The sequence below is a fragment of the Paraburkholderia sp. J94 genome (genome assembly GCF_905220285.1).
Classification (GTDB): domain Bacteria; phylum Pseudomonadota; class Gammaproteobacteria; order Burkholderiales; family Burkholderiaceae; genus Paraburkholderia; species Paraburkholderia tropica_A.
The window spans coordinates 68,624-94,078 of the sequence record NZ_CAJMZH010000009.1 but is presented as its reverse complement, the minus strand read 5'-3'; the positions used below and the strand labels follow the sequence as shown (position 1 = coordinate 94,078).

Here is a 25,455-nt window from a genome sequence, read left to right as displayed (position 1 = left end):
TTTTTCGCGCGCCCGGCATCGGGACCGGCGCGCGACGCGCCGTGCTTCGTTTCATACTAGTCGAAGGCGGCGCGGCAGGTGGCGCAGTTGCGCCACGCTATGGGCGTGTAGTATTCGCTTTCGCCTTGTGCGCCACAAGCGGACAACTACGTAAGCGAACTACGTGATATTACGTAGGCGCGAACCGCGCATCGAGCCGCTCATCATGACTCTGAAGACCCGAATCTTTCTGCTCGCCGTGGTGCCGTTTCTCGCGGCCATCGCGGGGATCGGGATCGGCGTGCGCCAGCAGGCCACCGCGCTCGCGCAGACCCAGCACGCGACCATGCAGGCCGCGTATCTGTCGAGCAAGGAAATCGAGCTGCGCCATTACGTTGAGCTCGCCACCAGTGCGATCGCGCCGCTTTATGCACCGGATTCCACGCCCGATTCCGCCGATCCGGCCAGCGCCGCCCACGCCGCCGCCAACGCCGCCAACGCCGCCGCCAACTTCGCCGATCTCGCCGCCCGCACCGCGCTGCCCGCCACCGCCAGCGAAGCCGACCGCCAGCGCGCCGCGCTCGCCGTGCTGCAAAAAATGGACTTCGGCCCCGACGGCTATTTCTTCGTCTACGACCTGCACGGGCGCTCGCTGATGCATCCGCGCGAGCCCGGCCTCGTCGGCCAGGACCTGTGGAATCTGCGCGATCCGCAAGGCGCGCTGACGATCCAGCAACTCGTGGCCGCCGCGCAGCACGGCGGCGGCTATGTGCGCTACATGTGGCACCGTCCGTCCACGGGCAAGCTCGCGCCGAAGCTCGGCTATGTCGTGCCGCTGCCGCGCTGGGGCTGGATGATCGGCACGGGCATCTATCTCGACGACGTCGATTCGACGCTCGCGCACATCGACGAACGCGCCTCCGCGAATATCGAGCGCACGCTGCAATGGCTCGGCGTGATCGCGCTCGCGGGCGTGGGCGTGATCGCGCTCGGCGCGCTCGTGCTCAACGTGAGCGAATACCGCAGCACCGATGCGAAGCTCAAGCGCCTCGCGCAGCAAGTGGTCGAATCGCAGGAACAGGAGCGCGCGCGCCTGTCGCGCGAACTGCACGACGGCATCAGCCAGATGCTGGTGTCGGCGAAACTGCTGCTCGAATCGGCGCTCGCGCGCTTCGAGCGCGGCGAGACGCGCGTTCCCGCCGCAGAAGCCTCGCTCGCGACCGGCCTCACGCGTCTCTCGGACACGCTGCGCGAAGTGCGGCGCATCTCGCACGCGCTGCGTCCGGCGATGCTCGACGATCTCGGTCTCGCCGCCGCGCTCGAACAGCTCACGCGCGAACTCGCCGAGGAGTCGGAGATCGAGATCGGCTTCACGCTTTCGGGCGACTGCCCGCCGCGCACGCGCACCCGCACGCCGACGAGCGCCGCGCCCTTGCCCGACGCCGTCAACACCGTGCTGTTCCGCATCGCCCAGGAAGCGCTCACCAACATCGTCAAGCACGCCCAGGCGCGGCGCGCGGCGCTCACGCTGGCGGTCACGCCGCAAGCGGTGTCGCTCTCGATCGCCGACAATGGCCGCGGTTTCGACGTCGCGCACGCGCAAGCCGATCCGCGCGCGGGCATGGGCCTGCGCAACATGCGCGAGCGCCTGGAACCGCTCGGCGGCACGCTCACGGTCAGCTCGAAGCCCGGCCACACGGTCGTGAGCGCGTGGGTGCCGATCCGCGCGGCGAACGTCGCCGACACAACGAACGAAGTCAGACACACATGAACGACCCCAGCAAACCGGCGCGCCTCGTGCTCGTCGACGATCATCCGCTCGTGCGCGACGGCCTGCGCGCGCGTCTCGAAGCCGTGCCGGGCCTCGAAGTCGCGGGCGAGGCGGGCAACGCCGACGAGGCGATCGGCCTCGCCGCCACGCTCGAACCCGATCTCGCGCTGATGGACGTGGGCATGGCCGGCATGAACGGCATCGCGCTCGCGGGCATCTTTCACGAGCGCTTTCCGGCGATCCGCGTGCTGATGCTGTCGATGCACGACAACGTCGAATACGTGACGGAAGCCGTGCGCGCGGGCGCGAGCGGCTACGTGCTCAAGGATTCGCCGGCCACGGAAATCGTGCGCGCGATCGAGGCGGTGCTCGCGGGACAGACGTATTTCAGCGCGGGACTCGGCGCGCGCATGATCCAGGCGTCGCTCAGGGACACGCCCATCGAGCGCCTGACGCCGCGCGAGCGCGACATACTCGACGCGCTCGCCGAAGGGCTCTCCAGCAAGCAGATCGCGCAGCGCGAAGGGCTCTCGGTGCGCACGGTCGAGACGCATCGGCTCAATCTGAAGCGCAAGCTCGACATCGAAGGGCAGGCGGAGCTGATCAAGTTCGCGGTGGAGAACCGCAGGAAGTGAGCGGGCGAGGGCGCGCAACGGCCCGCTCGCTCCCCAAAACAAAACGGCGCGCCTCTTGCGAGGACGCGCCGTTTTTTATGCGAAGCTGCGGGCTGAACCGATGGCCTTAGCTGCGCGCGTTGTGATCGACGAGGAACTTGATGAGCCCGTCGATGCCGCCCTTGGCGATCTGGTCGGCGAACTGCGTCTGGTAGACCTGAATGAGCCACGCGCCCATCATGTTGATGTCGTAGATCTTCCAGCCGTTGGCCGTGCGTTCGAGGCGATAGTCGATGGCGTCGTCGCCGCCGTTGCTCAGCACGTGCGATTGCACGACGGTGTCTTTCGCGCTCGCGCCGGTGTTCGACGGCACGAACTTGAAGTTGACCTGGGTGTCGCGCAGTTGCGCCAGCGACGAGGCGTAGGTCTTCACGAGCAGGAGCTGAAATTGCTCATAGAGCTTCTGCTGTTGTTCGGGCGTGGCCGTGGTCCAGGCCTTGCCGATCGCGATGCGCGTGGTGCGCTGGAAATCGGTGGCCGGCACGAAATGGGTTTCGACCACTTGCGTGATCTGTTTCATGTCGCCGCCGCGCGCTTGCGGGTCGGCCTGCATGGCCTTCACGGTGCCTTCCACGGCCGCCTTGACGATGGCGTCCGGCGAGGACTGCGCGAAGGCGGCGCCCGACACGCCCGACAGGAAGGCGGCGGTGAGTAATGCGGTCAGATAACGTTTCATACGCGTTTTTGGAACAGTAAATATCAGGCGCCGATAAAACGGGCCACTACACCGGCCTGTTCGAATGGCACGTCTGGGGCTCGATCCCGCCCCGGCCGGACCAGTATAACGGCTTTGACGTTTGCGCTCGTGTGCGCGACGCGCGCCGAGTCGGGCGAGGCCGGTATACTTGAGCGCTTCGTTCAAGAATATTAATCGCCAAGGCTCCCCTCGCCTTTATGCTGAAGCCATTCATCATTCACCTCGTCGCCTGGTCGGTTCGCCGCGCGGCGTGGGTCATCGCACTTGCGATCGTACTGGCCGTCCTGAGCGGCGCGTACGTCGTGAAGCATTTCAAGATCAACACGGACATCAGCGGCCTCGTCGAGAACAGCGCCGAATGGGCCGCGCTCGGCGACGCCAAGGACAAGGCGTTCCCGCAACGCGGCAGCTCGCTGCTCGTGGTGGTGGAAGCGCCCGCGCCCGAACTCGCCGACGCCGCCGCCGACAAGCTCGCCGACGCCCTCAAGCAGGACTCGCGCGAATTCAGCGCGGTCTCGCAGCCTGCGGGCGGCCCGTTCTTCGAGCACAACGGCCTGCTGTTCCCGTCCACGCCCACGGTGCTGTCGACCACGGGCCAGCTCGTGCAGGCGCGCCCGCTGATCAACCAGCTCGCGAAAGATCCGAGTCTCGCGGGCCTCGCGGGCACGCTGATCACCACGCTGCAACTGCCGCTGACGATCGGTCAGGTCAAGCTGCCGCAAATGGCGGGCCTGCTCGGCAGCGCCGCCGACACCGTCGATCAGGTGCTGGCGGGCAAGCCCGCCGCGTTCTCGTGGCGCGCGCTCGTCGACAAGGACGCCGCCGCGAAACCCGCGTTCTCGTTCGTGACGGTGCAGCCGGTGCTGAATTTCGCGGCGCTCAAGGCCGGCGCGAGCGCGACGCAGGCGATCCGCGACACGGCCGCCTCGCTGCATCTCGACACGGAATACGGCGCACGCATACGCCTGACCGGCGAACAGCCGCTCGCCGACGACGAATTCGCCTCGGTGCAGGACGGCGCCGCGCTCAACGGCGCGATCACGGCCATCGTCGTGCTCGTGATCCTGTGGCTCGCGCTGCGCTCGGGCCGTCTCATCGGCGCGGTGCTCATCACGCTGGTGGTCGGGCTCGCCATCACGGCGGCGCTCGGCCTGCTGATGATCGGCTCGCTCAACATGCTGTCGGTCGCGTTCATGGTGCTGTTCGTGGGGCTCGGCGTCGATTTCGGCGTGCAGTTCGGCGTGAAGTATCGAGAGGAACGCTTCCAGGACGACCGGCTCGACGTGGCGCTGCTCAAGACCGCGCGCCTGATCGGCGTGCCGCTCACGCTGGCCGCCATCGCCGTCGCCGAAAGTTTCTTTTCGTTCCTGCCGACCGCCTACAAGGGCCTCTCCGAACTCGGCCAGATCGCGGGCGTGGGCATGTTCGTCGCGTACCTCGCGAACATGACGCTGCTGCCCGCGCTGATCAGCGTGTTCAAGCCGAAGGGCGAGCGCGCCTCGCCGGGCTTCGCGTTCCTCGCGCCGGTCGACAAATGGCTCGCCGACCATCGCAATCCCGTGCTGATCGGCACGCTGATCGTGGTGCTGGGCGCCACGCCGCTGCTGCTGCATCTGCGTTTCGACTTCAATCCGCTGCACCTGAAGGACCCGCATACGGAGTCGATGGCGACGCTGATTGCGCTGAAGAATTCGCCGGTCATTTCGATCAACGACGTGAGCGTGCTCGCGCCCACGCTCGCCGACGCCGACAAGATCGCCGCGAAGCTCTCGAAGCTGCCCGAAGTGGGCCGCGCGACCACGCTGAGTTCGCTGATTCCCGACGACCAGCAGCAGAAGTTGATGCTGATTTCGAGCGCGGCGCAGCAGCTCATGCCGGCGCTCACGCAGCAGCCGTCGTCGCCGGTCACGGACGCGGTGCGCGTCGACACGCTCAAGCGCGCCGCCAACCAGCTCGCGCTCGCGGCGGGCGATCACCCGGGTCCGGGCGCGGCCGAGGCCAAGCATCTGTCTGACGGCCTGACGAAGCTCGCGAACGCCGACGCCGCCACGCGCGACCGCGCCGAAAAGGCCTTCAGCCAGCCGCTCAAGCTTGCGTTCGCGCAGCTCGAACGCCTGCTGCAGCCGTCGGAAATCACGCGCGAAAATCTGCCGAAGGCGATGGAGCTGGACTGGGTGTCGCCGATCACGGGCCAGGCGATCGTCGATATCGCGCCGCGCGTGCCGGCGGGCGTCGATCCCAACGACGACGCCATGCTCGCGCGCTTCTCGCACGCCGTGAAGGCGGCGGAGCCGAACGCCATCGGCGGCCCGATCTCGATCCTGCACTCGGCCAACGTGATCATTCTCGCGTTCCTGCAGGCGGCGGGGTGGTCGGTGCTGCTGATCACCGCACTGCTGTGGATCACGCTGCGTCATTTCGGCGACGTGCTGCGCACGCTGATTCCTCTGCTGGTATCGGCGCTCGTGACGCTGGAGTTGTGCGTTGTGCTCGGTATCCAACTCAATTTCGCCAACATCATCGCGCTTCCCCTGATGCTCGGCGTCGGCGTCGCGTTCAAAATCTACTTTGTGATGGCCTGGCGCGCGGGTCAAACCGGCCTGCTGCATTCGAGCCTCACGCACGCGGTGCTGTTCTCGGCCGCAACCACGGCCACGGCGTTCGGCAGCCTGTGGCTTTCGCATCATCCGGGCACGTCGAGCATGGGCAAACTGCTCGCGTTGTCCTTGTTCTGTACGCTGATCGGCGCCGTGGTGTTCCAGCCGGTGCTGATGGGCAAGCCGCGCGCCAGGCGCGCACGATCGCATAAGCAGGGGATCGATTAATGAAGAAGAAACAAGCCGCGCTCACCATGGCGGCGGCGAGCCTGACGCTCCTCGTGACGTCGGGCTGCGCCACAGGTCCCGACCGCAAGCCGGGTGATCCGTTCGAACCGGCCAATCGCGCGATCTTTACGTTCAACGACGCGCTCGATACGCACATTGCTCAACCGATCGCGAAGGGGTATCAGAAAGTCACGCCGCAGCCGATCCGGCAGGCGCTTACGAACTTCTTTTCCAATCTCGGCGACGTCAGCAATTTCGCCAACGACCTGCTGCAGCTGAAGATCACCGACGCCACCGAAGACCTCATGCGTCTCGCGATGAACTCGACCTTCGGTCTCGGCGGTCTGATCGACTTCGCGACGCCCGCTGGCCTGCCGAAGCACCATCAGGACTTCGGTCTGACGATGGGCCATTACGGCGTGCCGGCCGGCCCGTATCTAGTGCTGCCGGTGTTCGGGCCGAGCTCGGTGCGCGACGGCATCGGCATGGGCGTGGATGTGAAGTTCAACATCCTCAACTACATCGAACCCGCGGTGCGCAACCCGATGTACATCGCGCAGTTCGTGAGCGCGCGCGCCGATCTGCTGGGCGCAACCGATCTGCTGCAACAGGCGGCGCTCGACAAGTATTCGTTCGTGCGCGACGCGTACCGCCAGCAGCGCCAGTCGATGATTCGCGGCTCGCAGAACAACAATGCGCCGCTGCCGGATTACGGCGATCCGGGTGCGTCGGATGACAGCGGTGGCGCGGGCAAGACGGAGAACGGGCTGCCGAACTACGACGATCCGGGTGCTTCCGATGGCGCGGGTGGTGCGGCCGCTCCGGCCAAGGGCGGCGCGTCGGATAACGGTCTGCCGAACTACGAAGATCCGGGCGAGGGCAGCGCGAATGGCGCGGCTGCGGCTGGAGCGGGTGCCGGTGCAGCGGCGGCGGCCGGGACGGCGGGTGTTGCTGCTGGTGCGGCGGCGCATGCGGCTTCGGGCGTGTCAGCGGCTTCTGCGCCTGCAGCAGCTTCGGCACCGGCTGCGGCTTCGGCCACGGCGGTGCCCGCCAAACCGGCATCGGCGCCTTGATGACGCGTTGATTGCACGCTGATTCGCGCCGCTCGAAGTCGAGCGGCGCAGACGCAAAAAAACCCGGCCGGGGCTTTCGCCCCGCCGGGTTTTTCTTTGCTGAGCGCTACTGAGACCAGGATCAGACCAGCACGATCGTGTCGCTGTACTTCGCAACCTGGCGATCGTGGGTGACGAGCCGTAGCGGCTCCGTCAATGCCTGCGCGACAAGCAGCCTGTCGAATGGGTCTTGATGATGCGCCGGCAGTTCTTCGACGGCGATCGCATGCTCCGCCTCAATAGACAGTACGCGATACCCCGCCTGCCGGAAATACCGCAGCGCCTCCTTACCGGATACCAGCATGTCGCCACGTTGCAGCGCGAATTTAATGCCGATCTCCCAGATGCTTGCGACGCTCACGTAGATCGTGGTGGTCTCCGCCAGAATGAGTTCGCGCGCCGCCGCCGGCAGTTTCGGGCTGTCCGCGATGGCCCATAGCGCAACATGCGTATCGAGCAGCACGTTCACGCACCGCCTCCCATGAATAACGCAGCAACGTCGTCGTTATGGGCGTCGATATCGTCGGGCACCTCGAACGCGCCTTTGGCCACACCGATACGCAGTTCGACCGGCGTTGCCGTGGCAAGCGGCACGAGACGCGCAACCGGCCGCCCGCCGCGCGCGATGATGATTTCTTTTTCGCGTCCCAGCTCGACGTCCTCGACGAGGCGGGACAGCGACGATTTGGCTTCCAGCATGTTCACGTAGGTCATGTTAGCTCCTCGACACGCTACTTAGTCTAGTCTGGCTAATCAATGACATCAAGCAAGCCCGCAGAGCGACAACTCAGAACGCAGACGCCCCATTCGACAAACCACAAAAAAACCCGGCCAAGGCTTTCGCCCCGCCGGGTTTTTTCATGCGCACAGCAAAACCGCTCAGTGCACCGCTTCGCCTTCGTTCAGCGCCTCGCGCTCGGCTTCCCGGGCTGCCGCAACCGCCGTGGCATCCACCGCCGTGTGCACCGTCTGGCGATAGCGCTCATACGCCTCTTCAGCGTAACGAATACGGTCGCGGCCATGCGGCGCGGGCTTGCCTTCGGCGTCCATGTTCACGAACACCATCCGTTCGATCGTCAGGATGCTCTTGCGCGTGACCTTGTTGCGCACTTCGCAACGCAGCGTGATCGACGTGCGGCCGAAGTCGGTGGCCGTCATGCCCAGTTCGATGATGTCGCCCTGACGCGCCGAGCTCACGAAGTTCACCTCCGAGATGAACTTGGTCACGACGCGCTGGTTATCGAGCTGGCAAATCGCGTAAATGGCCGCTTCTTCGTCGATCCAGCGCAGCAGGCTGCCGCCGAACAGCGTGCCATTGGGGTTCAGATCTTCCGGCTTGACCCACTTGCGAGTATGAAAATTCATATTGGTAACTCCCTATGCGTGATCCGCCCCCAGATCGAGAAGGCGTGGACCTAGGGTTAACACTAGGATGTTACCAGAGATAGGGGTTTTCCCTAGGTATTTCAATATTCCGCGCCAGCAACAGTCTGGCGCGAAATCGTGAACAAAGGGATCAGCAGGAATCAGCGCGGGGAAAAAGCGCCAGATGTCGTGAGCACGCGCCGCGCCGCCGTCAGCGCCTTGCGCGCGGCACCGGCGTCGGCGGCCACGCGCAGCAGGCCGCCCAGTTGCAGCGGATCGCGCGCGAGTTCGCGCAGGATCGGCAGGATGGCCGTGGAGCCGTCATCGCGCAGTCCGGCCATCGCGGCCTTGGGCAAGCTGCGCCACGCCGGATCGACCACCGCGCGGCACACCGCGAACGGCAGGCCGCGCGCAGCAGCGGCGGCGGCCGCCAGATGCGATTCCATATCGACGGCCAGCGCGCCGTTCGACTGATGCAGCGCCGCCTTGTCCGCCGCGCCCGTGAGCGGCGCGGCCACTGCGGCTTCGATGCCCCGGCGCGTCTGCGCGGCCAGCGGCGAAGCCATCAGCGCCGCCGCCATCCGTTCGCTCCAGGCTGCGTCGCATTGCACGCGGCCAAACGGACCGTCGATCGCCTCGGCGATCACGATCGTCCCCGGTTCGAGATCCGGCCCGAGACCGCCCGCCGTGCCGAAGCTGATCACGCCCGCCGCGCCGCGATCGAGCGCGGCGTCGAGCGCACGTTGCAGCAGATCGGCGCGCGCCGCGTAAACGGCCTCGATGCCGTCGCCGCCCTTGCCCGCGGCGATGCTCGCCTCGAACGCCATGCCGGTCACGGCGATCACGGGCAGCGCGCCGCCCGCGCGCGGCTTCAATGCGGCCGCCATCGTCACAGGCCGACCGTGACGCGCGTTGCGCCGTCGCGTTTGAGGTTGCGGTAGCGCGCGAGCGCCCACAGCGGGAAGAACTTGCGATAGCCGTGGTAGCGCAGATAGAACACGCGCGGGAAGCCGGTCGCCGTGAAGCGCGTTTCGTCCCAGAGACCGTGGTCCTGCTGCGTCTGTTGCAGCCACGCGATGCCGCGCGCGACCGACGGATGATTCACTTCGCCCGCCGCCATCAGCCCGAGCAGCGCCCAGGCCGTCTGCGACGCCGTGCTCGTCGCGCGTTCGTAGCCGCGATATTCGAGCTTGTAGCTGGTGCCGTCCTCGCCCCAGCCGCCGTCCTCGTTCTGGATCGAGATCAGCCACTGCGCCGCGCGCTTCATGCGCGGATCGGCGTGTTCGAGACCGGCCGCGTTCAGCGCGCACAGCGCCGTCCACGTGCCGTAGATGTAGTTCATGCCCCAGCGGCCGTACCAGCTGCCATCCGCTTCCTGCTCTTCGAGGATGTAGTTGTACGCGCGGCGCGCCGGCTCGCTCGCGACGGGCAGTTCGCCCATCTGCGCGAGCATCGACAGACAGCGTCCCGAGACGTCGGCGGTCGGCGGATCGAGCAGCGCGCCGTGGTCCGAGAACGGGATGTTGTTCAGGTACTCGTGGGTGTTTTCCGGCTCGAACGCGCCCCAGCCGCCGTTGCTGCTCTGCATGCCGACCACCCATTCACGGGCGCGCGACATCACTTCCGCGTAGGCATTCGTCTTGTTGAGCTTGTCGACGCGATCCATCGCGGCCACGACCACGGCCGTATCGTCGACGTCGGGGTAGTGCGGGTTCGCGTACTGGAACGCCCAGCCGCCCGGACGCACGTCGGGACGGCGCGAGATCCAGTCGCCGCGCACGTCGAGAATCTGCAGCGGACGCAGCCATTCGAGGCCGCGGCGCGCGGCTTCCTCCGCGCGCGCGTCGCCGGTTTCGAGCAGCGCGTGCGCCGCCAGCGACGTATCCCAGATGGGCGACAGACAGGGCTGCACGTAGGCTTCGTCGGTGTGCACCGTGACGAGCTTTTCGACCGACTGACGCGCGATCGCGCGATGCGGATGATCGGCCGGATAGCCGAGCACGTCGTACATCATCACGGCGTTCGCCATCGCCGGGAAAATCGCGCCGAGGCCGTCTTCGCCGTTCAGGCGTTCGTCGACGAAGGCCACCGCCGCGTCGATCGCGCGCTGGCGCAGGTAGTTGGGGAACAGCGGATCGGTCACGCGCAGCACGCCGTCCACGGCGCGGAAGAAACCGAACCAGCCCTTGCTCTGATGCGGCGCGCGTTCGTTCAAACCGGTCGTGACGGGCGCGCTCAGGAACAGTTCGTCGATGCGCACGCCGCGCGGGTTCTTCGCGACCGGACGCTTCGCGCCGAGCACGAGCAGCGGCACGATCACGGTGCGCGCCCAGTACGAGACCTTCGAGAGATGGAACGGGAACCACTTCGGCAGCAGCGTGATTTCGACCGGCATCATCGGCACTGCGTACCACGTGACCACGCCGAACAGCGCGAGCAGGATACGCGTGAAGACGTTGGCCTTTTCCGCGCCGCCCGCCGCGAGAATCGCCTCGCGCGCGCGCACCATGTGCTCGGCGTCTTCGGCGTCGCCGATCATCTTGAGTGCGAAATAAGCCTTGATGGTCGCGCTGACGTCCATGTCGCCGTCGGTGAACAGCGGCCAGCCGCCGCCCGGCAGCTGGATGCGGCGCAGGTAGCGCGCGATCTTCTGTTCGAGCTCGAGGTTCGCTTCCTCGCCCAGGTAGTGGACGAGCAACACGTATTCGGCGGGAATCGTGGCGTCGGCTTCGAGTTCGTAGACCCAGTGGCCGTCGGCGCGCTGGTCGGCGAGGATCGCGTCGGTCGCGCGCGCAACGGCGGCGTCGAGGGTTCCGGCCGGCAGCGCGGCGGCGCCGTCGTCGAGCGCGGGCGCAAGCGTTGGCGCCAGGCTGGCGGCGCTCAGGACGCTCGCCGTCTCGTCGGTCGGCATGGCTTGGGATAAGTCGTTCATCGGCACTTCCTAAGGTTCAGACAGGAGCCGGTCCGCGGCCTTGCGGCCGGAGCGGATCGCTCCTTCGATCGTTGCGGGGAGGCCGGTAGCCGTCCAGTCGCCCGCGAGCATCAAGTTGGTCCAGCGCGTGCGCGCCGACGGGCGGCGCAGTTCCTCGTCGGGCACGGCGGCGAAGGTCGCGCGCGCGTCGCCGGCGACCTGCCACGCGGGCAGCGGCGCCACGGGCAGCGACGCCGCGTTCGCGATGTCGGCCCAGACGCGCTGCGCGATCACGTCGGGCGCGAGCAGGGCCAGCGAGCCGGCGTCGTGGATCGTCGCCGAGAGGCGGCCCGCGCCGGCGAACAGCCAGTCGGCCGTGCCGTTGACGAGCGCCATCGGCGTGGCGAGGCCTGGCGGCGCTTCGGCGGCGAAATGCACGTCGATGATCGACGTGAACCGCTGCGGCGTCTGCAACGCGGGCACCAGCGCGGCGGCCGCGTCGGGCGGCACCGCCAGCACCACGGCTTCGTCCGTGCCCAGCCGCACGCGGCCGCTGTCGAAATCGAGCGCGACGGCGCGGCGCGCCGCGTCGTCGTAGGCAATCGCCTTCAGCGGCGATTCGAGCCGGATCGCCGCGCCGCCATGCTGGAGCATGCGCAGCGCCGGATCGACGAACGCGCTCGACAAGCCGTTGCGCGCCACCAGCGGCCGCAGCGTCTCGCCGCCCGCCGCCAGCGCCTCGCGCAGCATCGCCGCGGCGAGTTCCGCGCTCGCGTCGCGCGGCTCGACGTTGAGCCCCGCGAGCAGCAGCGGGCGCACCAGACGCTCCCACAGCAGGCCGTCGCTGCGCATGGTCTGCGCGACCGTGCGGCCCGGTTTGGCGAACAGCAGCGGCAGCAGCGCGAGATAGTCCGACACGCGGGTGCCCGGCACGCGCGCCTGGGCGTCGCCGATCCAGAACGGCACGCGCGAGCGCGAGAAACGCACGCTCCAGCGCGAGCGCGCCGCGAGATCCATGAACGCGAAACCCGGTTCGGCCGGTCCCGTCAGTTCGTCGGCGGCGCCGATCGCGCGCACGTAATCGAGCGTGTGCGTGTGATTGGCCAGCACCAGATGGTTGCCGCTGTCGAGCGTGGCCGCCAGCGTGCGGTCATAGTACGAACGGCATCGTCCACCTGCCTGGGCGCCCGCTTCGTGCAGGGCGACCTGCACGCCCCGGCGCTGCAGCCGCACGGCCGTCGCGAGGCCCGCAAGCCCCGCGCCGATCACGTGGACGAGCCGAGGCATCAGAACAGCGCGTAGCGCGCCACGATCCACATGAGCCGCGCGCGCGGTTTGGCGACCTTGGTGCGCGGCAGGTCGAAGCCGCGCTCCACGGTGCGTTCGAGCAGTACGCGATAGACGCCCGACATGATGCGCGGCGCCTTGACCTGGACGCGCGGCGTGCGGTCCATGATCGCGTCGGCGGCGGCGAAATGGCCGAGCGCGCGTTCCACGAGCGTCGCGCACACGCGCGGCAGGCGGGGATCGGCGGCGATCGGGTGCGGAGCCGTGGCCGCGATGCCTTCGCGCGCGAGCAGTTCGCGCGGCAGATAGCAGCGGTTGATGCCCGCGTCCTCGTCGATGTCGCGCAGGATGTTGGTCAACTGCAGCGCGCGGCCGAGGTGATGCGAGAGCAGCCGGCCCGGCTCCTCTTCCATCCCGAAAATTCTCACCGACAGACGGCCCGCCGCACTCGCGACGCGGTCGCAATAGAGGTCGAGCGTGTCCTCGTCGGGCGCGCAGATGTCTTCGGCGGCGTCCATGGCCATGCCGTCGATCATCGCGTGGAAGTCCTCGCGCTGCAGCCCGAACGTGTGGATATGGCGCGTGAGCGCGGCCAGCGAGGCGCGCGGCGTGCCGGCGTAGCACGCGTCGATGTCGGCGCGCCATTGGTCGAGCCCCGCCGCACGCTCGGCGCGCGGCAGGTCGCTGTCCGCGATGTCGTCGACAGCGCGGCAAAAGGCGTAGACCTGATACATGGCGTCGCGCTGCGCGGCAGGCAGAATGCGCATCGCCAGATAAAACGAGCTGCCCGACGATGCGGCGGCGGCGTCGGTTTGATGTGTATCGTCCACGACGAGGTTGGAAACAGCCAAGACGATCTCCGCTGGGGTCGCCCTCGACGGGGCGTTTCAGATATTCGGGCCCGCATGGAGCGGGTCGCCCGCGCGCGCGGACACGCGCGAGGCACCGGCTCTCTCGAACGCCGTTCAGGGTCCGAGGCCGGAAACGGGCCAAAGTATATCAACCTTTGCGGGCAGCCGCAGTCGGGAACCGCGCCGCAATCAGGGACAAATGGAAACGCGCCGGCGCGCGGGGGCAAACGTTGGCGGCGGTGCCGGCTTTCCGTCGATCAATCGGTGGATCAATCGGTGGATCAATCGGTGATCGATCGGCGAGCTACCGGCGCATCATCGTCAGGCTATGGCAGACAACGCTGCGTCAAATCATGCCATCGTCCGCCATATTCGACGAAACCGCCCCAGAAGGCGCGATCCGCCACTAGGAGCTAAGACAGCTCGTGCAGCAGCACCACCGAGCGGTTGCGGCCCTGGCGCTTGGCGCTGTAGAGCGCGGCGTCGGCCTCGTTGATCATGACTTCGTAGTCGATCGAGCCAGGCCGCGCCGCCGCGGCGCCGACGCTCGCCGTGACCGGCACAACCACGCCCTGCACGTCCACGGGCGTGTCGCCGATCGTGTGGCGGATCTTCTCGGCCACATGCAGCGCGTCGTCGAGCGGCGTGCACGGCAGCAGCAGCGCGAATTCCTCGCCGCCGAAACGGCCGAACACGTCCTGCTTGCGCACCACGTCGGCCACACGCTGCGCCATCGAGCGCAGCACCGTGTCGCCGGCGACGTGGCCGAATTCGTCGTTGATCTTCTTGAAGTGGTCGAGATCGAACAGCAGCACCGACAGATCGCCGCCGTAACGCTGCCAGCGCGAGAATTCCTCGATCAGGCGCGACTCGAAGAAGCGCCGGTTCGCGATGCCCGTGAGGCCGTCGCGGTCGGCGTATTCGCGCAGCTTGGCCACGGCGTCTTCGCGCTCGCGCTGCATCACGCTCACGTGCGTGACGTCGGACACCGTGACGCACACGGCGATCACCTCGCGCTCGCGCATCAGCGGCATGAAGGTGCAGTCCTGCTGCATGTAGTCCACGCCGCCCGTGATGGGCCGGTCGTGATCGAAGCGGAACAGATAGGGCCGCTGCTCCCACGAGCTGAACGCGAAGCTGCCGAGCTGGAACACGCTTTCGACCTTGCGCGCGAGCCACGCGCGCGGCAGGTCGGGGAAGCGCTCGAAAATCGGGCGGCCGATCACGTCCTCGGCGGACACGCCGCTGTGGTCCTGCATGAAGCGGTTCCACATCAGCACGTTCATGTCGCGGTCGAGCACGAACAGGCCGAAGCCCACGCGTTCGACCACGAGGTCGGACAGCGAGGGCGACGACAACGGCAATTCAGGGGTAGTCATAGGCTGTGCAACAGCGCGTCGATGGCCCGGCTCACGTGATGGATCGATTCTTCGGCCATCAGCATGACGAGATGCGCGCGAAAACGCTGGTCTTCCAGCGCGAAATTGACTTCGACGAGCAGTGCGAGATCCCAGGCGAGCAGGCCGGGCTGGAACACTTCGTCGAGCGTGACGGCGTCGCCGAGCAGGCCCGGCTGCGAAAACACCGGCAGGCGCCCGAGCTGGTCGAGCATCGACGAGACACACGCGCCGGTCAGCACGTTCGCCACGTCGAAGATCAGTTCCTGCTCTGTGAGCGCGTCCCAGGTCGATTCCGCGAACGGGCCGCCGATCAGCGCGCCGAGTTCCGCGATTTCGCCGCTGCGGCAAATCACCAGCGCCTCGCCCTTGATCTCCGAACGGAAACCCTGGCGCACGGCCGTCACCGGACCGTCGATGCCGGTCATCTCGCGCAGCGCGTCGGCCGCCTCGCTGACGGCGACCACGCGCACGCGCGGCACCGACAGCTCGATGAAGGCATTCAGGAGCCCCGACAAACGCGTGGCGGCCTGGCCCATTCCCAGATTGGCGATCTCCTGAAGCGCGTCGCGCTGCAGTTCCGTGAACACTCGATCAGGCATACAACCCGTACTCCTTCAGGATGGGTAGCAGCGCCTCCTGGGTGACCGGCTTCGGCACGAACGCCATGGCGCCCAAGGCGAGCGCGCGCTCCTGGGCGCGCGGCTGGACGTCGGCGGATACGACGATGACGAACGTATTCAGGTCCTCGTGCTGCATGGCTTCGAGAACCTGAAAGCCCGTCATGCCGGGCATCGTCAGATCGAGAAACATGACCGGTGCACGCCCGGCGCGGTAAAGCGCCAGCGCTTCATGTCCGTTCGACGCGTACGAGATGTCGACGTCCCAGTCCTCGGGAAGCGCCTTCGTGAGCACCTTGCGGGCTAACAGCGAATCGTCGGCGATCACGATGGGCAAGGACATGGATATGCTGAGTGAATGTGCGTTGGACGGAATGCGTTAAGACGTATTAACGGCCGCGTGCGCACTTTCTTTAGGGCGGACGCGTATTTTAAGCGCGAGGCGTGAATTACCGCATATGACAAAGGGCGGCAAGCGCGGCGGGCGAGGCCGATCGGGTCAATCCGGCCAATCTGTCGGGTCCGGTGAGCGGCGCCCCGAAATCCGCCGCTGCTCCCGCCCCGCTGCCTGAGCGGACGGACCGACTTACAAAATGAATACGGCAAATGCGCGGCAAATGCGCGACAAAAAAGGGCGCAGCTTGCACCGGCATTTTTCATACGTATTTATCGTGCCCCGAATTCTCGAAGCAAATGAAATGAAATGCAACTCGTCGATAATCGTTAGGCGAACAAATTTGACTTTCTTTTCGGCCTTTTCGGAAAATAAATAATCAAACGAATGAATCCGCGCCGACAATTATCCTTTTGTGTACGTTTGCGCTACGCGGATTTTCGCGCAATCACCTGTCTGTCCGAAAAATTCCTTCTTTTTTGCGACGTTTCGTCCTGGGGCGGGCGAATTTAACTTTTTCCGCCGCCGCGCGCCGCGCTAGCGGCTGCAAACCGCCGCAGCAGGCGGCGATCGGGAGGGCAAAAGGGAGGGCAAAGGGACACGCAAAAGGGAGCGCAAGCAGGGGCAAATAGGGGCGCAATCGAGACAAGATCGGCGTGCAAACGGGGCGCGATCAGACGCTCAATCGACCCCGCAAACAGGCACGCCTGCGGCCCGGTTGGAACGCTACGGTCGTTTATGATGTCAGAAGGTCCGCCGCAGCTTTCCACCCCCTATTCGTACGATGATTCCCGACCGGCCCGCCGGGCCAGACGATCGCTCGCCCGCTCCGTCGCGCACCGATGAAGCGCCGTTTCCGGCCGCGCCCAGCCACGACTTCACCGTCCGCCGCCGCACGCTGATCGCGTTGCTCGCGGCGGCGATCGTCCTGCCTTGCGTCTATGTCGCGACGATGGCCTGGAACGACCTGCGCACGCGCGAATCCGACGCCACCGACGTCACGCTGCGCACCGTGCGCGTGGCCGAGGAGCACGCGCTCAAGGTGTTCGACATGAACGACGCGCTCGACGCGCGCATCGTGGACGGCGTGCAGGAGCTCGACGACGACGGCATCCGCCAGAACGAAACGCAGATCCACGAAAAACTCGACGCGATCGGCGGCGGTTATCCGCAGGTGGCCGCCGTTTCCATCTTCGGCCGCGACGGCGATCTGCTCGCGAGCAGCCGCTACTCGCCGCCGCCGCCCGTCTCGATCCTCACGCGCGACGACTTCGTGGGCATCCGCGCGGGCCGCATGATCGATCACGTCTCGCGCGTGATGCAAGGCCAGGTGAGCGGCGAAACCGTGTTCAACACCGGCATCGCGCGCCACGACGCACAAGGCCAGTTCGCCGGCCTCGTCTCGGTCGCGCTGCGGCCCGCCTACTTCGGCACCTTCTACCGCGAACTGCTGGGCGCCGACTCGCCGATGGCGCTCGGCCTCGTGCGCAGCGACGGCGCGATCCTCGCGTTCGAGCCGCCGCCGCGCGGCGCCAGGAACGTCACGGGCGCGTCGGGCGCATCAGGCGCGTCGGGTACTTCGAGCGCGTCGGGCGCCTCGAATGCCGCCAGCCAGCCCGGCATCACGCCGGGCTCGCCGTTCGCCTCGGCGCTCGCGGGCGGCAAGGACGCGGGCGTCGTGCACATGCGCTCGCAACTGCTCGACGACAAGGTGATCCTCGCGTACCGCCGCGTCGGCGCGTATCCGGTTTATGTGACCTGCGCGTACCGCGCCTCGGCGATCTGGTCCGCGTGGTACCGGCACCTGAGCGTGCTGATCATCTCGATGTTCACGCCGTCGATCGCGCTCTGGTGCGTGATCTGGCTCTCGCTGCGCCGCCTCGCCGCCGAAGAGGAAGCGTGGGAGCGCTGGCAGGCCGAAGCGTCGATGCGCCGCTCGATCGAATCGGCCTACCGCCAGTCGCGCAAGATGGAAGCGCTCGGCAATCTGGTCGGCAGCGTCGCGCACGACTTCAACAATCTGCTGATGATCGTCTCCGCCAACGTGCAGATCGCGCGGCGGCGCGGCGCGGCGGCGTTCGAGCGCGAACTCTCGGCGATCGAGCGCGCGCTCAAGAGCGGCCAGTCGCTCACGCGCCAGTTGCTCGGCGTGGCGCGCAAGCAGCCGCTGCGCAACGAGACGATTCACGCCGGACGCTGGCTGCCCGCGTGCCGCGAACTGCTGCGCGCGTCGCTGGGCGCGAAGGTCTCGCTCGTCGTCGAAGTCGATGAAAGCGTGTGGCCCGTGAACGTCGACGTCGCCGAATTCGAACTCGCGCTGATCAATCTCGCCGTGAACGCGCGCGACGCCATGCCCAACGGCGGCCGCTTCACGGTGCGCGCGCGCAATATCGCGTTCCGGCCCGGCGAGGGCTTTCCGCTCGACGGCGAGTTCGTGCACGTCTCGCTGGAAGATTCGGGCGTCGGCATGTCGCCCGACGTGCTCGCGCGCGCGTTCGAACCGCTCTACACGACCAAGCCGAAGGGCATGGGCACGGGGCTCGGGCTGCCGCAGGTGTTCGCGTTCTGCGAGCGCTCGGGCGGGCTCGCCGCGATCGACAGCGCGATCGGCGCGGGCACCTCGGTGCATCTGTATTTACCGCGCGCCGCGGCCGCGCCCGCCGTCGCGCACGAACCGGCGCCGCGCGAGGACAGCGTCGCGCCGCCCAACGGTCTGCGCGTGCTGCTGGTCGAGGACAACGACGAAGTCGCGGCGGGCACCGAAGCGCTGCTGCAGATGATGGGACATCACGTCACCTGCGCGAACGACGCGGCGAGCGCGCTCACGCTCGTCAAGGCCGGCCACCTCGACACGTCCAGCGGCGACGACGCGATGCCCTTCGCGCATTTCGATCTCGTGCTCTCGGACATCCACATGCCCGGCGAGATGAACGGCATCGATCTGGCCGAGGCGTTGCAGAACTGCGAGCCGACACTGCCCGTGATTCTCGTCACCGGTTACGCCGAGGAACTGGATCGCGCGCGTCACGTGGACGTGCGCGTGCTGTCGAAACCGTTCGACATCGCCTTGCTGGAGAAGCTGCTCGAAGCGATCCAGCGCGACCTGCAGACGAACACGCGCCGGGAACGGGACGCAACGCTCTAGGTCGAAAATTCAGGCCGGAAATTCACACGCGCGGCACGCGGATTGCTGCATGCTGAACCGGGCGTCGGCGGGCGCGTTTGCGGGTTTCCGGCTGCGTTTTTTCGCTGCTTTCGCGCGAGTTTTGTGAGCGCAGCGAACGCGCCTGCGTCGCGATTTCAGCCTTTGTCATACGCTTTCGCCACTGCTTTTTGCCACCCGCTTTTGCCACCATTGCCCGATGGGCGAGGAGTGAGCCATGAAACAGACCGTGACGGGTCTCTTCGAGACCTGGGATGCAGCGCGGCATGCGCAGGACGCGCTGTTGCAGCGCGGCTTTGCGCTGAACGACATCGAATTGCCGGTGCACGAAGCCGGCGTGCTGGCCGGCATCGAGCGGCTGGTGTCGAGCTTCTTTTCGACGACCGGCGACGTGCGCGCGAACGCGGGCGCGGTGCCCGAACCCGCGCCGCACGCGCCGGGTGCCGCTGACGCCGCAAGTGCGCCGGGCGGCAACGTGCTGATCGGCGTGCGCGTGAGCGACGAGGCGCGCGCCGATCTCGCCCGCGAGACGCTGCGCGATGAGCACGCGCTCGAAGTCGCGATTCGCGGCGGCACTTGGGCGTGGTCGGCGGCCGCCGACACCGATCCCGTCGCACGCGAGCATTCGGCGCTGGAGGAACTGGGCATCGCCAAGCTCGCCGAAGCGATGCGCCGCCGCGTCGCGCCGGAAGGCACGGCGGATCAAACTGCGTCCGCCGCGGCGCAGCCGGGCGTCGCCGATCCCGCGCGGCCCGCGAGCGAGGCCGAAGCCACCGTCCTCACGGCGGCGAGCGCGCCGGGCGCCGGGGCCGTGATGGGGACGCAGGCGCCGTCACACGCCGCGCACGTGGACGTCCCGGCCGCGCCGCAAGCCACCCAAACGGCCAGCGGCGCGCAGAGCATCCCCGACGAATTCATCGAGTACGAAGAGGATTCGCACGATCACCGCGCCTCCGATGCGCCGGATCGCCCCGTGACCGGCTCGCGGCCCACGCTGCATTAAACGAAAAAAGCGCGGCCTGAGCCGCGCTTTTTTATGCCATCACGTCGCACCATCCCATTGCACCGACGCTCGTCGGCAGTCCGCTTCAGCGGCCCACTTGACGCTTGACCCAATCGACGTAGCGATCGACGAAGGTTTGCAGGAATTTGCGCGTATCGTCGTTCACTATCTCGCCTTTCTCGTTGATCCTGCTGGCATCGTGTTTGATGAACATCTCCGGCTGACCGAGCGTCACCACATCGAGATAGGCGAGCACGTTGCGCAGATGCGCCTGCGACAGCGCCGTCCCGACCGCGCCCGGCGAGGTGCCGAGCACCGCGCCCGGCTTGCCGGTCCACGAATTTTTGCCCCACGGCCGCGAACCCCAGTCGATCGCGTTCTTCAGCACGCCGGGAATCGAGCGGTTGTATTCGGGCGTGACGAACAGCAGCGCATCGGCGGCCTCGATCTTCTGCTTGAACTGACGCGCGACCTCGGGGAAATCGGCGTCGTAGTCCTGGCTGTAGAGCGGCAGCACGCCGATGTCGAGAAACTCGAACGAGAAGTCGGCCGGCGCCAGCGATGCGACCGCGTGCGCGAGTTGCCGATTGAAGGATTCCTTGCGCAGACTGCCGACCACGACCGCAACTTGATAAGCCATTTCCCTCTCCTCGAAAGCGCGCGATGCGCGGTGGAACGAAACGACATCATAGGCGCGCGCGCCGCCGCGCGTATGCCGCACGTCCGTCAGCAGGGCAGGGCTAGGCGCGCCTGTGGATAAACGAGGGTAGCGCGAGTTTATCCACAGATTTTGGGCACAACCTTGTGGACAACTCCGCACGAGGCCCCATGGGACCGGGCCTCGGTCGGAATCGCGCCGACAACGTTATCCGACCATTCATCGGCCTCAGTTCAGCAAGCTCCACAGCACCAGCGTCAGCACGAGACCGACGACCGACACGATGGTTTGCAGGATCGACCAGACGAACACGGTCTGCTTGAGCTTCAGGCCGAAGTACTCGCGCACCATCCAGAAGCCCGCGTCGTTGACGTGGCAGAAGAACACCGAGCCCGCGCCGATCGCGAGCGCCATCAGCGAGTTGTGCGTGGCGCTCAAACCGGTGACGACGGGCGCGACGATGCCGGCCGTCGCGGTGGTCGCGACGGTGGCCGAGCCCGTGGCCTGGCGCAACGCGACGGCGATCAGCCAGGCGAGCAGCAGCAGCGGCAGATGCGCACCGACGGCGATCTTGCTGATGGTCGTGCTGATGCCGGCGAGCACGAGCGTCTGCTTGAGTCCGCCGCCCGCGCCGATGGTCAGCAGCAGACCCGCGATCGGCGGCAAGCTCTTGCGCAGGATGTTGCCGACGCGCTCGCGCGCCATGCCGCGCGACCAGCCGAGCACGACGATCGCGAACAACACGGTGAGTCCCAGCGCGATCAGCGGCTCACCGAGAAAATTGAGAATCGTGAACGCGAGCGTGTCCGGCGTGAGCGCGAGTTTCGCGATCGTGCGGCAGAGCATCAGCACGGCGGGCAGCAGAATGGTCAGCAGCGAAACGGCGAAACTGGGCGCGGCCAGTTGCGTGTCGTGGCTCGTGAACAGCTTGCCGAGATCCTCGGGCTCGTCGACGTGCATGCGACGCGACAGCCACGAACCGTAGAGCGGACCCGCGAGGATCACCGCCGGCACAGCGACGAGCACGCCGAAACCGAGCGTGATGCCGAGATCGGCATGCAGCGCGCTCACGGCGATCAACGGACCCGGATGCGGCGGCAGCAGCGCGTGCAGCGTGGTCATGCCGGCGAGCGCGGGAATTGCGATGCGCAGAATCGGCTGCTTCGAGCGGCGCGCCATCACGAAGATGATCGGCACCATCATCACGAGGCCCACTTCGAAGAACAGCGGCAAGCCGATGATCACGGCGACGAGCGCCATCATCCACGGCAGCGTGCGCGGCGTGGAGTGATCGAGCAGGGTGGTCACGAGCCGGTCGGCCGCGCCGGACTCGGCCATCAGCGCACCGAGCATCGCTCCGAGCGCGATGATGATGCCGACATCGCCGAGCAGCGCGCCCGCGCCCTTGCTGAACGCGCTAGCGACGCCTTCGAGCGGCACGCCCGCGGCGAAGCCGGCCGCAAAGGTGCCGACGAGGATCGAAAGAAACGGCGCGAGCTTGAGCACGCTGATCAGGATGATGATCAGCGCGAGGCCCAGCAGGCAGGAAAGGATCAGCCGTGTGTCGTGGAACGACCACGGCGGGAGAGTTGCAAGTGATTCCACTGAAGTCTCGTTGTTGTCGGTTGGCGGGTGAGCGCCGGATTGGTTGCGTTCTTTATCTGCGCGCTGGGGTCGATCGGGCGAGCGGGGTAGGGCTCACCTGTGCGCGCGCACTATGTTTTCAAACGTCATCGACGCGAATCGGCCCGGATCGGGCGTGCTGGATGATCCGTGCCGGCTTCCGGTCTCGCGGGTGATCCGCGTGGCGCGCGCTGCGCGTCAGGCAAACAGCGCGGCGACGTTTTCCGGCGGACGGCCAATCACCGCCCGGCCATCGCGGACGACGATCGGACGCTGAAGCAGAATCGGGTGGCTCGCGATTGCTTCGTAGAGCTGAGCATCCGTGACTGTGGCGGCGTCGAGGCCCAGTTCCGTGTATTCGGTTTCGCCGGTACGCATCATGTCGCGCAGCGCACCGCCCAGGATCGCATGCAGGGCTTTGAGTTGCTCGACCGTCGGCGGCGTCTTCAGATACTCGATCACTTCAACGGGCTCGTCGCCCGTGTTGTAGGTGCTGGAGACCAGCTCGCAGGTGGCGCGAGACTTCGAGCATCGCGGGTTGTGGTAGATCGTGATCATCTGTTCGGTTGCTGTCGTGAGAGGTGAGTGGCTGACCGTAGTGGTTGCGATTGCTGCTATCGCGCGCAAGGTGGCTTGAAGCGACGGGTGGTCGGTCGTGGACTGGGACCAGGCATCGCGCCGATGTTGGCGGCAGTTGCGCTTACGCTGGTCGCGTCACTGTAATGGTCTTTGCCCTGCGGCGTACGGTCGCGCTGATTTTAACGGGCAATGGCGAAGAGGGCAGGACAGGACCGCAAACCCACGATGGCGTGGCGCGTGGACTCGCGAGGTTTATGCGCATAAAGCCGTGGGGGGATCGCGGAAGGATGTTATGCGTTTGGGGAGGCGTATGCGCATGAGAGCTTTATGCGCATAAAGATGCCGACTCGGTTCCCATGGCCAAGGCGACTGGTGCGCGCGCATTCATCTCGTTGCTCTAACGCTGAGCGCTCACACGCGGATCACAGCCGGGCACCGATTCCATCGCTCATTTCAGGCGTGATCTTTTCTGCCACGTCGACAACTTCAATTCGGGCCGCCATTCATCTATCGCCGCATCGACACCGGCCGTGTCTGTCGTCTGTCGCGAGCGATCGTGGTCGTCACGGCTCAGGCAATACCACCCACGCCCCGACTTTATGCGCATAAACCTTGGCCGAATGGCTAACGTTCACACTGAAGATCGAAAATAACAAACTCAATCATTGAATCACAACTCAATCCAGGTAAAATCCAAAACGATTAGCAAAAGGAGAAAACCAATTGGCAGCAGAGATAATCGCAGTCACGCAGCAAAAGGGCGGGGTCGGCAAGAGCACGATCGCGATGCATCTCGGCGCAGCATTCCACGAAAGAGGTAAGCGCGTGCTCGTGGTCGATGCCGACGGCCAAAACACGCTCGTTCACTGGGCCAGCGCTTCGTCCGATGGCGACGCAGGCATTCCGTTCCCGGTGGTCAACCTCTCCGAAGCCGGTGGCCAGATCCATCGCGAGATCAAGAAGTTCATCGGTGACTACGACATCATCGTGGTCGACTGCCCGCCGTCGATCACCGAAAAAGTCTCGGGCGTCGTCCTGCTTGCCGCGACTGTCGCCGTCATTCCTACGTCGTCGTCACCCGCGGATTACTGGTCGAGCGTCGGCCTCGTCAAACTGATCCAGCAGGCTCAAGTGATGAACGAGGACCTCAAGGCCGTCTTCCTGCTGAACAAGACCGAAGAGAAGCGCATGCTCACGCGCGAGTTGAAGCGTGCGCTGGAAGAACTGGGCTTCCCCTTGCTCAAAACCCAGATTCCGACCCGCGAGGCGTATAAGCAGGCCATGGCTCTCGGCCAGACGGTGCTGCAAATGAGCGACCGCGGTGCGCGGCTCGCTGCGATGGAGGTGCGTGCCTGCGCCGACGAAATCGCAGAGATGCTCCCCTGACTTTATGCGCATAAAGGACCCTGAATGAAGCCCTCACAATTTGCCAAAGGTTTTCAGGCTCGCCCTGACACCACGAGCAGCGAGAAGCGCACGGCGCTCGACCGACTCAACGCCATCGATGGCCTCGTCCAGGACAAGCCCAAAGCCCGCGAGACGACCGGCCGTTCGAGCCAGCCGGAGCCGATCGCCGTCCCCGCCGACGACGCAATCGCGCCGGTTGAAAACGAGTCTGCGGAGTATCGCGCGTGGCGTCTGGAGCAGGGCTATCGCCCTGGCCAGATCATCGAACTGCCGCTCAAGGCGATCAAGGCCAGCCCGTTCAATCCGCGTCACTTCTATCTGAAGACGTCGATTGCCGAACTGGCGGTCAATCTCGCGAAGCAAGGCCAGCAGCAGGCGATCCATGTGATCCCCGACTACGCCGCACCGGGCAGCTACTACGTGAGCGACGGTGGGCGTCGCGTGCGCGCGCTCAAGGAAGCCAACAAGGAAGTCGTCAAGGCCATCGTCGTCGACTTGCCGATCGGTCTGGAGAGCTACAAGCTCGGCTACGATCTGAACGTCCAGCGTGACTCGCAGACGGTGTTCGACAATGCAGTCGTCTGGAAGCGGTTTATCGACGACAAGCATTTCCAGAGTCAGCGCGAACTCGCGGACCATCTCGGCCTCGACGAATCGACGGTGGCGGTCGCATTGTCCATCGGCAAGCTGCCCGAATTGGTCATGCATGAGATGGTGGCGCGCCCGGATCGCTTCGGTTCGAACATGGCCTATCAGGTGGGCCGCTACCACGGCGCGCGCGGCACCGACGCCACGCTGCGTCTGATCAACCGGATTCTCGCCGACGATCTGAGCACCCGTCAGGTGGCGGACATCGTCAAGGGTCGGGCCGCACCGCAGGAAAGCCCGAAGCCGGCCGGCCGTCAGCGCTACGCGCAGCGGCTCGAGATCAAGCTCGACGGCATGGCGGTCGGCGATCTGAAGTCGTACGGCGACGATCGACTCGAGTTACGTCTCAAGGGACTCTCGAAAGATCGACGCGATGCGATCCTTCATCAGATCGAAGAAATGCTGAAAGCCTGATTGCGGCGACAAAAGAAAAAACGGTCTTCACGTTCGATACGTGAAGACCGTTTTTTTATGGTCCGGCGAATTGCGTG

Annotated in this window: 22 protein-coding genes; 8 read left to right on the top strand and 14 right to left on the bottom strand. The window is 66.2% G+C overall.

Annotated features, from left to right (window positions below):
* Positions 1 to 205: 205 nt before the first annotated feature.
* Both U4Y88_RS20385 and U4Y88_RS20380 read left to right on the top strand, forming a co-directional pair.
* A complete protein-coding gene (locus U4Y88_RS20385) occupies positions 206 to 1,750 on the top strand; it encodes a cache domain-containing protein (protein WP_321785951.1) in 1,545 nt (514 codons plus the stop codon).
* Complete coding sequence (locus tag U4Y88_RS20380) at positions 1,747 to 2,385, top strand: response regulator (RefSeq protein WP_224013207.1); 639 nt, start codon at positions 1,747 to 1,749, stop codon at positions 2,383 to 2,385. Before U4Y88_RS20385 ends, U4Y88_RS20380 begins: the two co-directional genes overlap by 4 nt.
* Positions 2,386 to 2,491: 106 nt before the next feature.
* Here the strand turns inward: U4Y88_RS20380 and U4Y88_RS20375 are convergent, their stop codons facing one another.
* A complete protein-coding gene (locus tag U4Y88_RS20375; protein ID WP_224013208.1) occupies positions 2,492 to 3,100 on the bottom strand; it encodes a phospholipid-binding protein MlaC in 609 nt (202 codons plus the stop codon).
* 218 nt (positions 3,101 to 3,318) lie between these two features.
* Here U4Y88_RS20375 and U4Y88_RS20370 point away from each other — a divergent pair, with 218 nt between their 5' ends.
* Together U4Y88_RS20370 and U4Y88_RS20365 are read left to right on the top strand one after the other, a co-directional pair.
* Positions 3,319 to 5,946, top strand: a complete 2,628-nt coding sequence (locus tag U4Y88_RS20370; RefSeq protein WP_224013209.1) for an MMPL family transporter — start codon at positions 3,319 to 3,321, stop codon at positions 5,944 to 5,946.
* Positions 5,946 to 7,019: a VacJ family lipoprotein gene (locus U4Y88_RS20365; RefSeq protein ID WP_321785950.1), complete on the top strand. Its 1,074-nt coding sequence runs from the start codon at positions 5,946 to 5,948 to the stop codon at positions 7,017 to 7,019. Before U4Y88_RS20370 ends, U4Y88_RS20365 begins: the two co-directional genes overlap by 1 nt.
* 121 nt (positions 7,020 to 7,140) lie before the next feature.
* On the opposite strand, the gene U4Y88_RS20360 is transcribed toward U4Y88_RS20365, so the two are convergent.
* From U4Y88_RS20360 to U4Y88_RS20315, 10 genes are all read right to left on the bottom strand, one after another.
* Positions 7,141 to 7,527: a type II toxin-antitoxin system VapC family toxin gene (locus U4Y88_RS20360; protein WP_321785948.1), complete on the bottom strand. Its 387-nt coding sequence runs from the start codon at positions 7,525 to 7,527 to the stop codon at positions 7,141 to 7,143.
* On the bottom strand, positions 7,524 to 7,772 hold the full coding sequence (locus U4Y88_RS20355; RefSeq protein ID WP_321785946.1) for a type II toxin-antitoxin system Phd/YefM family antitoxin: 249 nt from the start codon (positions 7,770 to 7,772) through the stop codon (positions 7,524 to 7,526). Before U4Y88_RS20355 ends, U4Y88_RS20360 begins: the two co-directional genes overlap by 4 nt.
* Positions 7,773 to 7,937: 165 nt before the next feature.
* Positions 7,938 to 8,423 carry an acyl-CoA thioesterase gene (locus U4Y88_RS20350; protein WP_224013211.1) on the bottom strand — a complete coding sequence of 162 codons (486 nt, stop codon included), beginning with the start codon at positions 8,421 to 8,423 and terminating at the stop codon, positions 7,938 to 7,940.
* A gap of 161 nt (positions 8,424 to 8,584) precedes the next feature.
* Entirely contained in the window at positions 8,585 to 9,310 is a 726-nt protein-coding gene (locus tag U4Y88_RS20345) for a phosphorylase (protein ID WP_321785944.1), read from the bottom strand.
* A 2-nt stretch (positions 9,311 to 9,312) separates the two neighbouring features.
* On the bottom strand, positions 9,313 to 11,355 hold the full coding sequence (gene shc, locus U4Y88_RS20340) for a squalene--hopene cyclase (RefSeq protein ID WP_310632574.1): 2,043 nt from the start codon (positions 11,353 to 11,355) through the stop codon (positions 9,313 to 9,315).
* A 9-nt stretch (positions 11,356 to 11,364) separates the two neighbouring features.
* On the bottom strand, positions 11,365 to 12,621 hold the full coding sequence (gene hpnE, locus U4Y88_RS20335) for a hydroxysqualene dehydroxylase HpnE (protein WP_321785942.1): 1,257 nt from the start codon (positions 12,619 to 12,621) through the stop codon (positions 11,365 to 11,367).
* On the bottom strand, positions 12,621 to 13,472 hold the full coding sequence (gene hpnD, locus U4Y88_RS20330) for a presqualene diphosphate synthase HpnD (RefSeq protein WP_224013214.1): 852 nt from the start codon (positions 13,470 to 13,472) through the stop codon (positions 12,621 to 12,623). The genes hpnE and hpnD overlap by 1 nt, the downstream gene beginning before the upstream one ends.
* 413 nt (positions 13,473 to 13,885) lie before the next feature.
* The gene (locus tag U4Y88_RS20325) at positions 13,886 to 14,851 is read right to left on the bottom strand and encodes a sensor domain-containing diguanylate cyclase (protein WP_405045081.1); all 966 of its coding nucleotides are present in this window, start codon (positions 14,849 to 14,851) and stop codon (positions 13,886 to 13,888) included.
* Positions 14,848 to 15,471: a chemotaxis protein CheC gene (locus tag U4Y88_RS20320; protein ID WP_065061651.1), complete on the bottom strand. Its 624-nt coding sequence runs from the start codon at positions 15,469 to 15,471 to the stop codon at positions 14,848 to 14,850. Before U4Y88_RS20320 ends, U4Y88_RS20325 begins: the two co-directional genes overlap by 4 nt.
* Positions 15,464 to 15,832, bottom strand: coding sequence for a response regulator (locus U4Y88_RS20315; RefSeq protein ID WP_065061652.1), 369 nt, complete (start codon positions 15,830 to 15,832; stop codon positions 15,464 to 15,466). Before U4Y88_RS20315 ends, U4Y88_RS20320 begins: the two co-directional genes overlap by 8 nt.
* 835 nt (positions 15,833 to 16,667) lie before the next feature.
* On the opposite strand from U4Y88_RS20315, the gene U4Y88_RS20310 reads away from it, so the two are divergent.
* Together U4Y88_RS20310 and U4Y88_RS20305 are read left to right on the top strand one after the other, a co-directional pair.
* Positions 16,668 to 19,028: a hybrid sensor histidine kinase/response regulator gene (locus U4Y88_RS20310; RefSeq protein ID WP_321785940.1), complete on the top strand. Its 2,361-nt coding sequence runs from the start codon at positions 16,668 to 16,670 to the stop codon at positions 19,026 to 19,028.
* Between the two features lie 235 nt (positions 19,029 to 19,263).
* Complete coding sequence (locus U4Y88_RS20305) at positions 19,264 to 20,049, top strand: hypothetical protein (protein ID WP_321785938.1); 786 nt, start codon at positions 19,264 to 19,266, stop codon at positions 20,047 to 20,049.
* A gap of 85 nt (positions 20,050 to 20,134) precedes the next feature.
* On the opposite strand, the gene U4Y88_RS20300 is transcribed toward U4Y88_RS20305, so the two are convergent.
* From U4Y88_RS20300 to arsC, 3 genes are all read right to left on the bottom strand, one after another.
* Entirely contained in the window at positions 20,135 to 20,689 is a 555-nt protein-coding gene (locus tag U4Y88_RS20300; RefSeq protein WP_224013217.1) for an NADPH-dependent FMN reductase, read from the bottom strand.
* Between the two features lie 246 nt (positions 20,690 to 20,935).
* Positions 20,936 to 22,312 carry a gluconate:H+ symporter gene (locus U4Y88_RS20295; RefSeq protein WP_321785936.1) on the bottom strand — a complete coding sequence of 459 codons (1,377 nt, stop codon included), beginning with the start codon at positions 22,310 to 22,312 and terminating at the stop codon, positions 20,936 to 20,938.
* 216 nt (positions 22,313 to 22,528) lie between these two features.
* Positions 22,529 to 22,888 (bottom strand): arsenate reductase (glutaredoxin), encoded by a 360-nt coding sequence (gene arsC, locus U4Y88_RS20290; protein WP_224013219.1) that lies wholly within the window; start codon positions 22,886 to 22,888, stop codon positions 22,529 to 22,531.
* 744 nt (positions 22,889 to 23,632) lie between these two features.
* On the opposite strand from arsC, the gene parA reads away from it, so the two are divergent.
* Both parA and U4Y88_RS20280 read left to right on the top strand, forming a co-directional pair.
* Positions 23,633 to 24,295, top strand: a complete 663-nt coding sequence (gene parA / locus U4Y88_RS20285; RefSeq protein WP_224013220.1) for a ParA family partition ATPase — start codon at positions 23,633 to 23,635, stop codon at positions 24,293 to 24,295.
* Positions 24,296 to 24,319: 24 nt separating this feature from the next.
* Positions 24,320 to 25,378, top strand: a complete 1,059-nt coding sequence (locus U4Y88_RS20280; RefSeq protein WP_321785934.1) for a ParB/RepB/Spo0J family partition protein — start codon at positions 24,320 to 24,322, stop codon at positions 25,376 to 25,378.
* Positions 25,379 to 25,455: the final 77 nt, after the last annotated feature.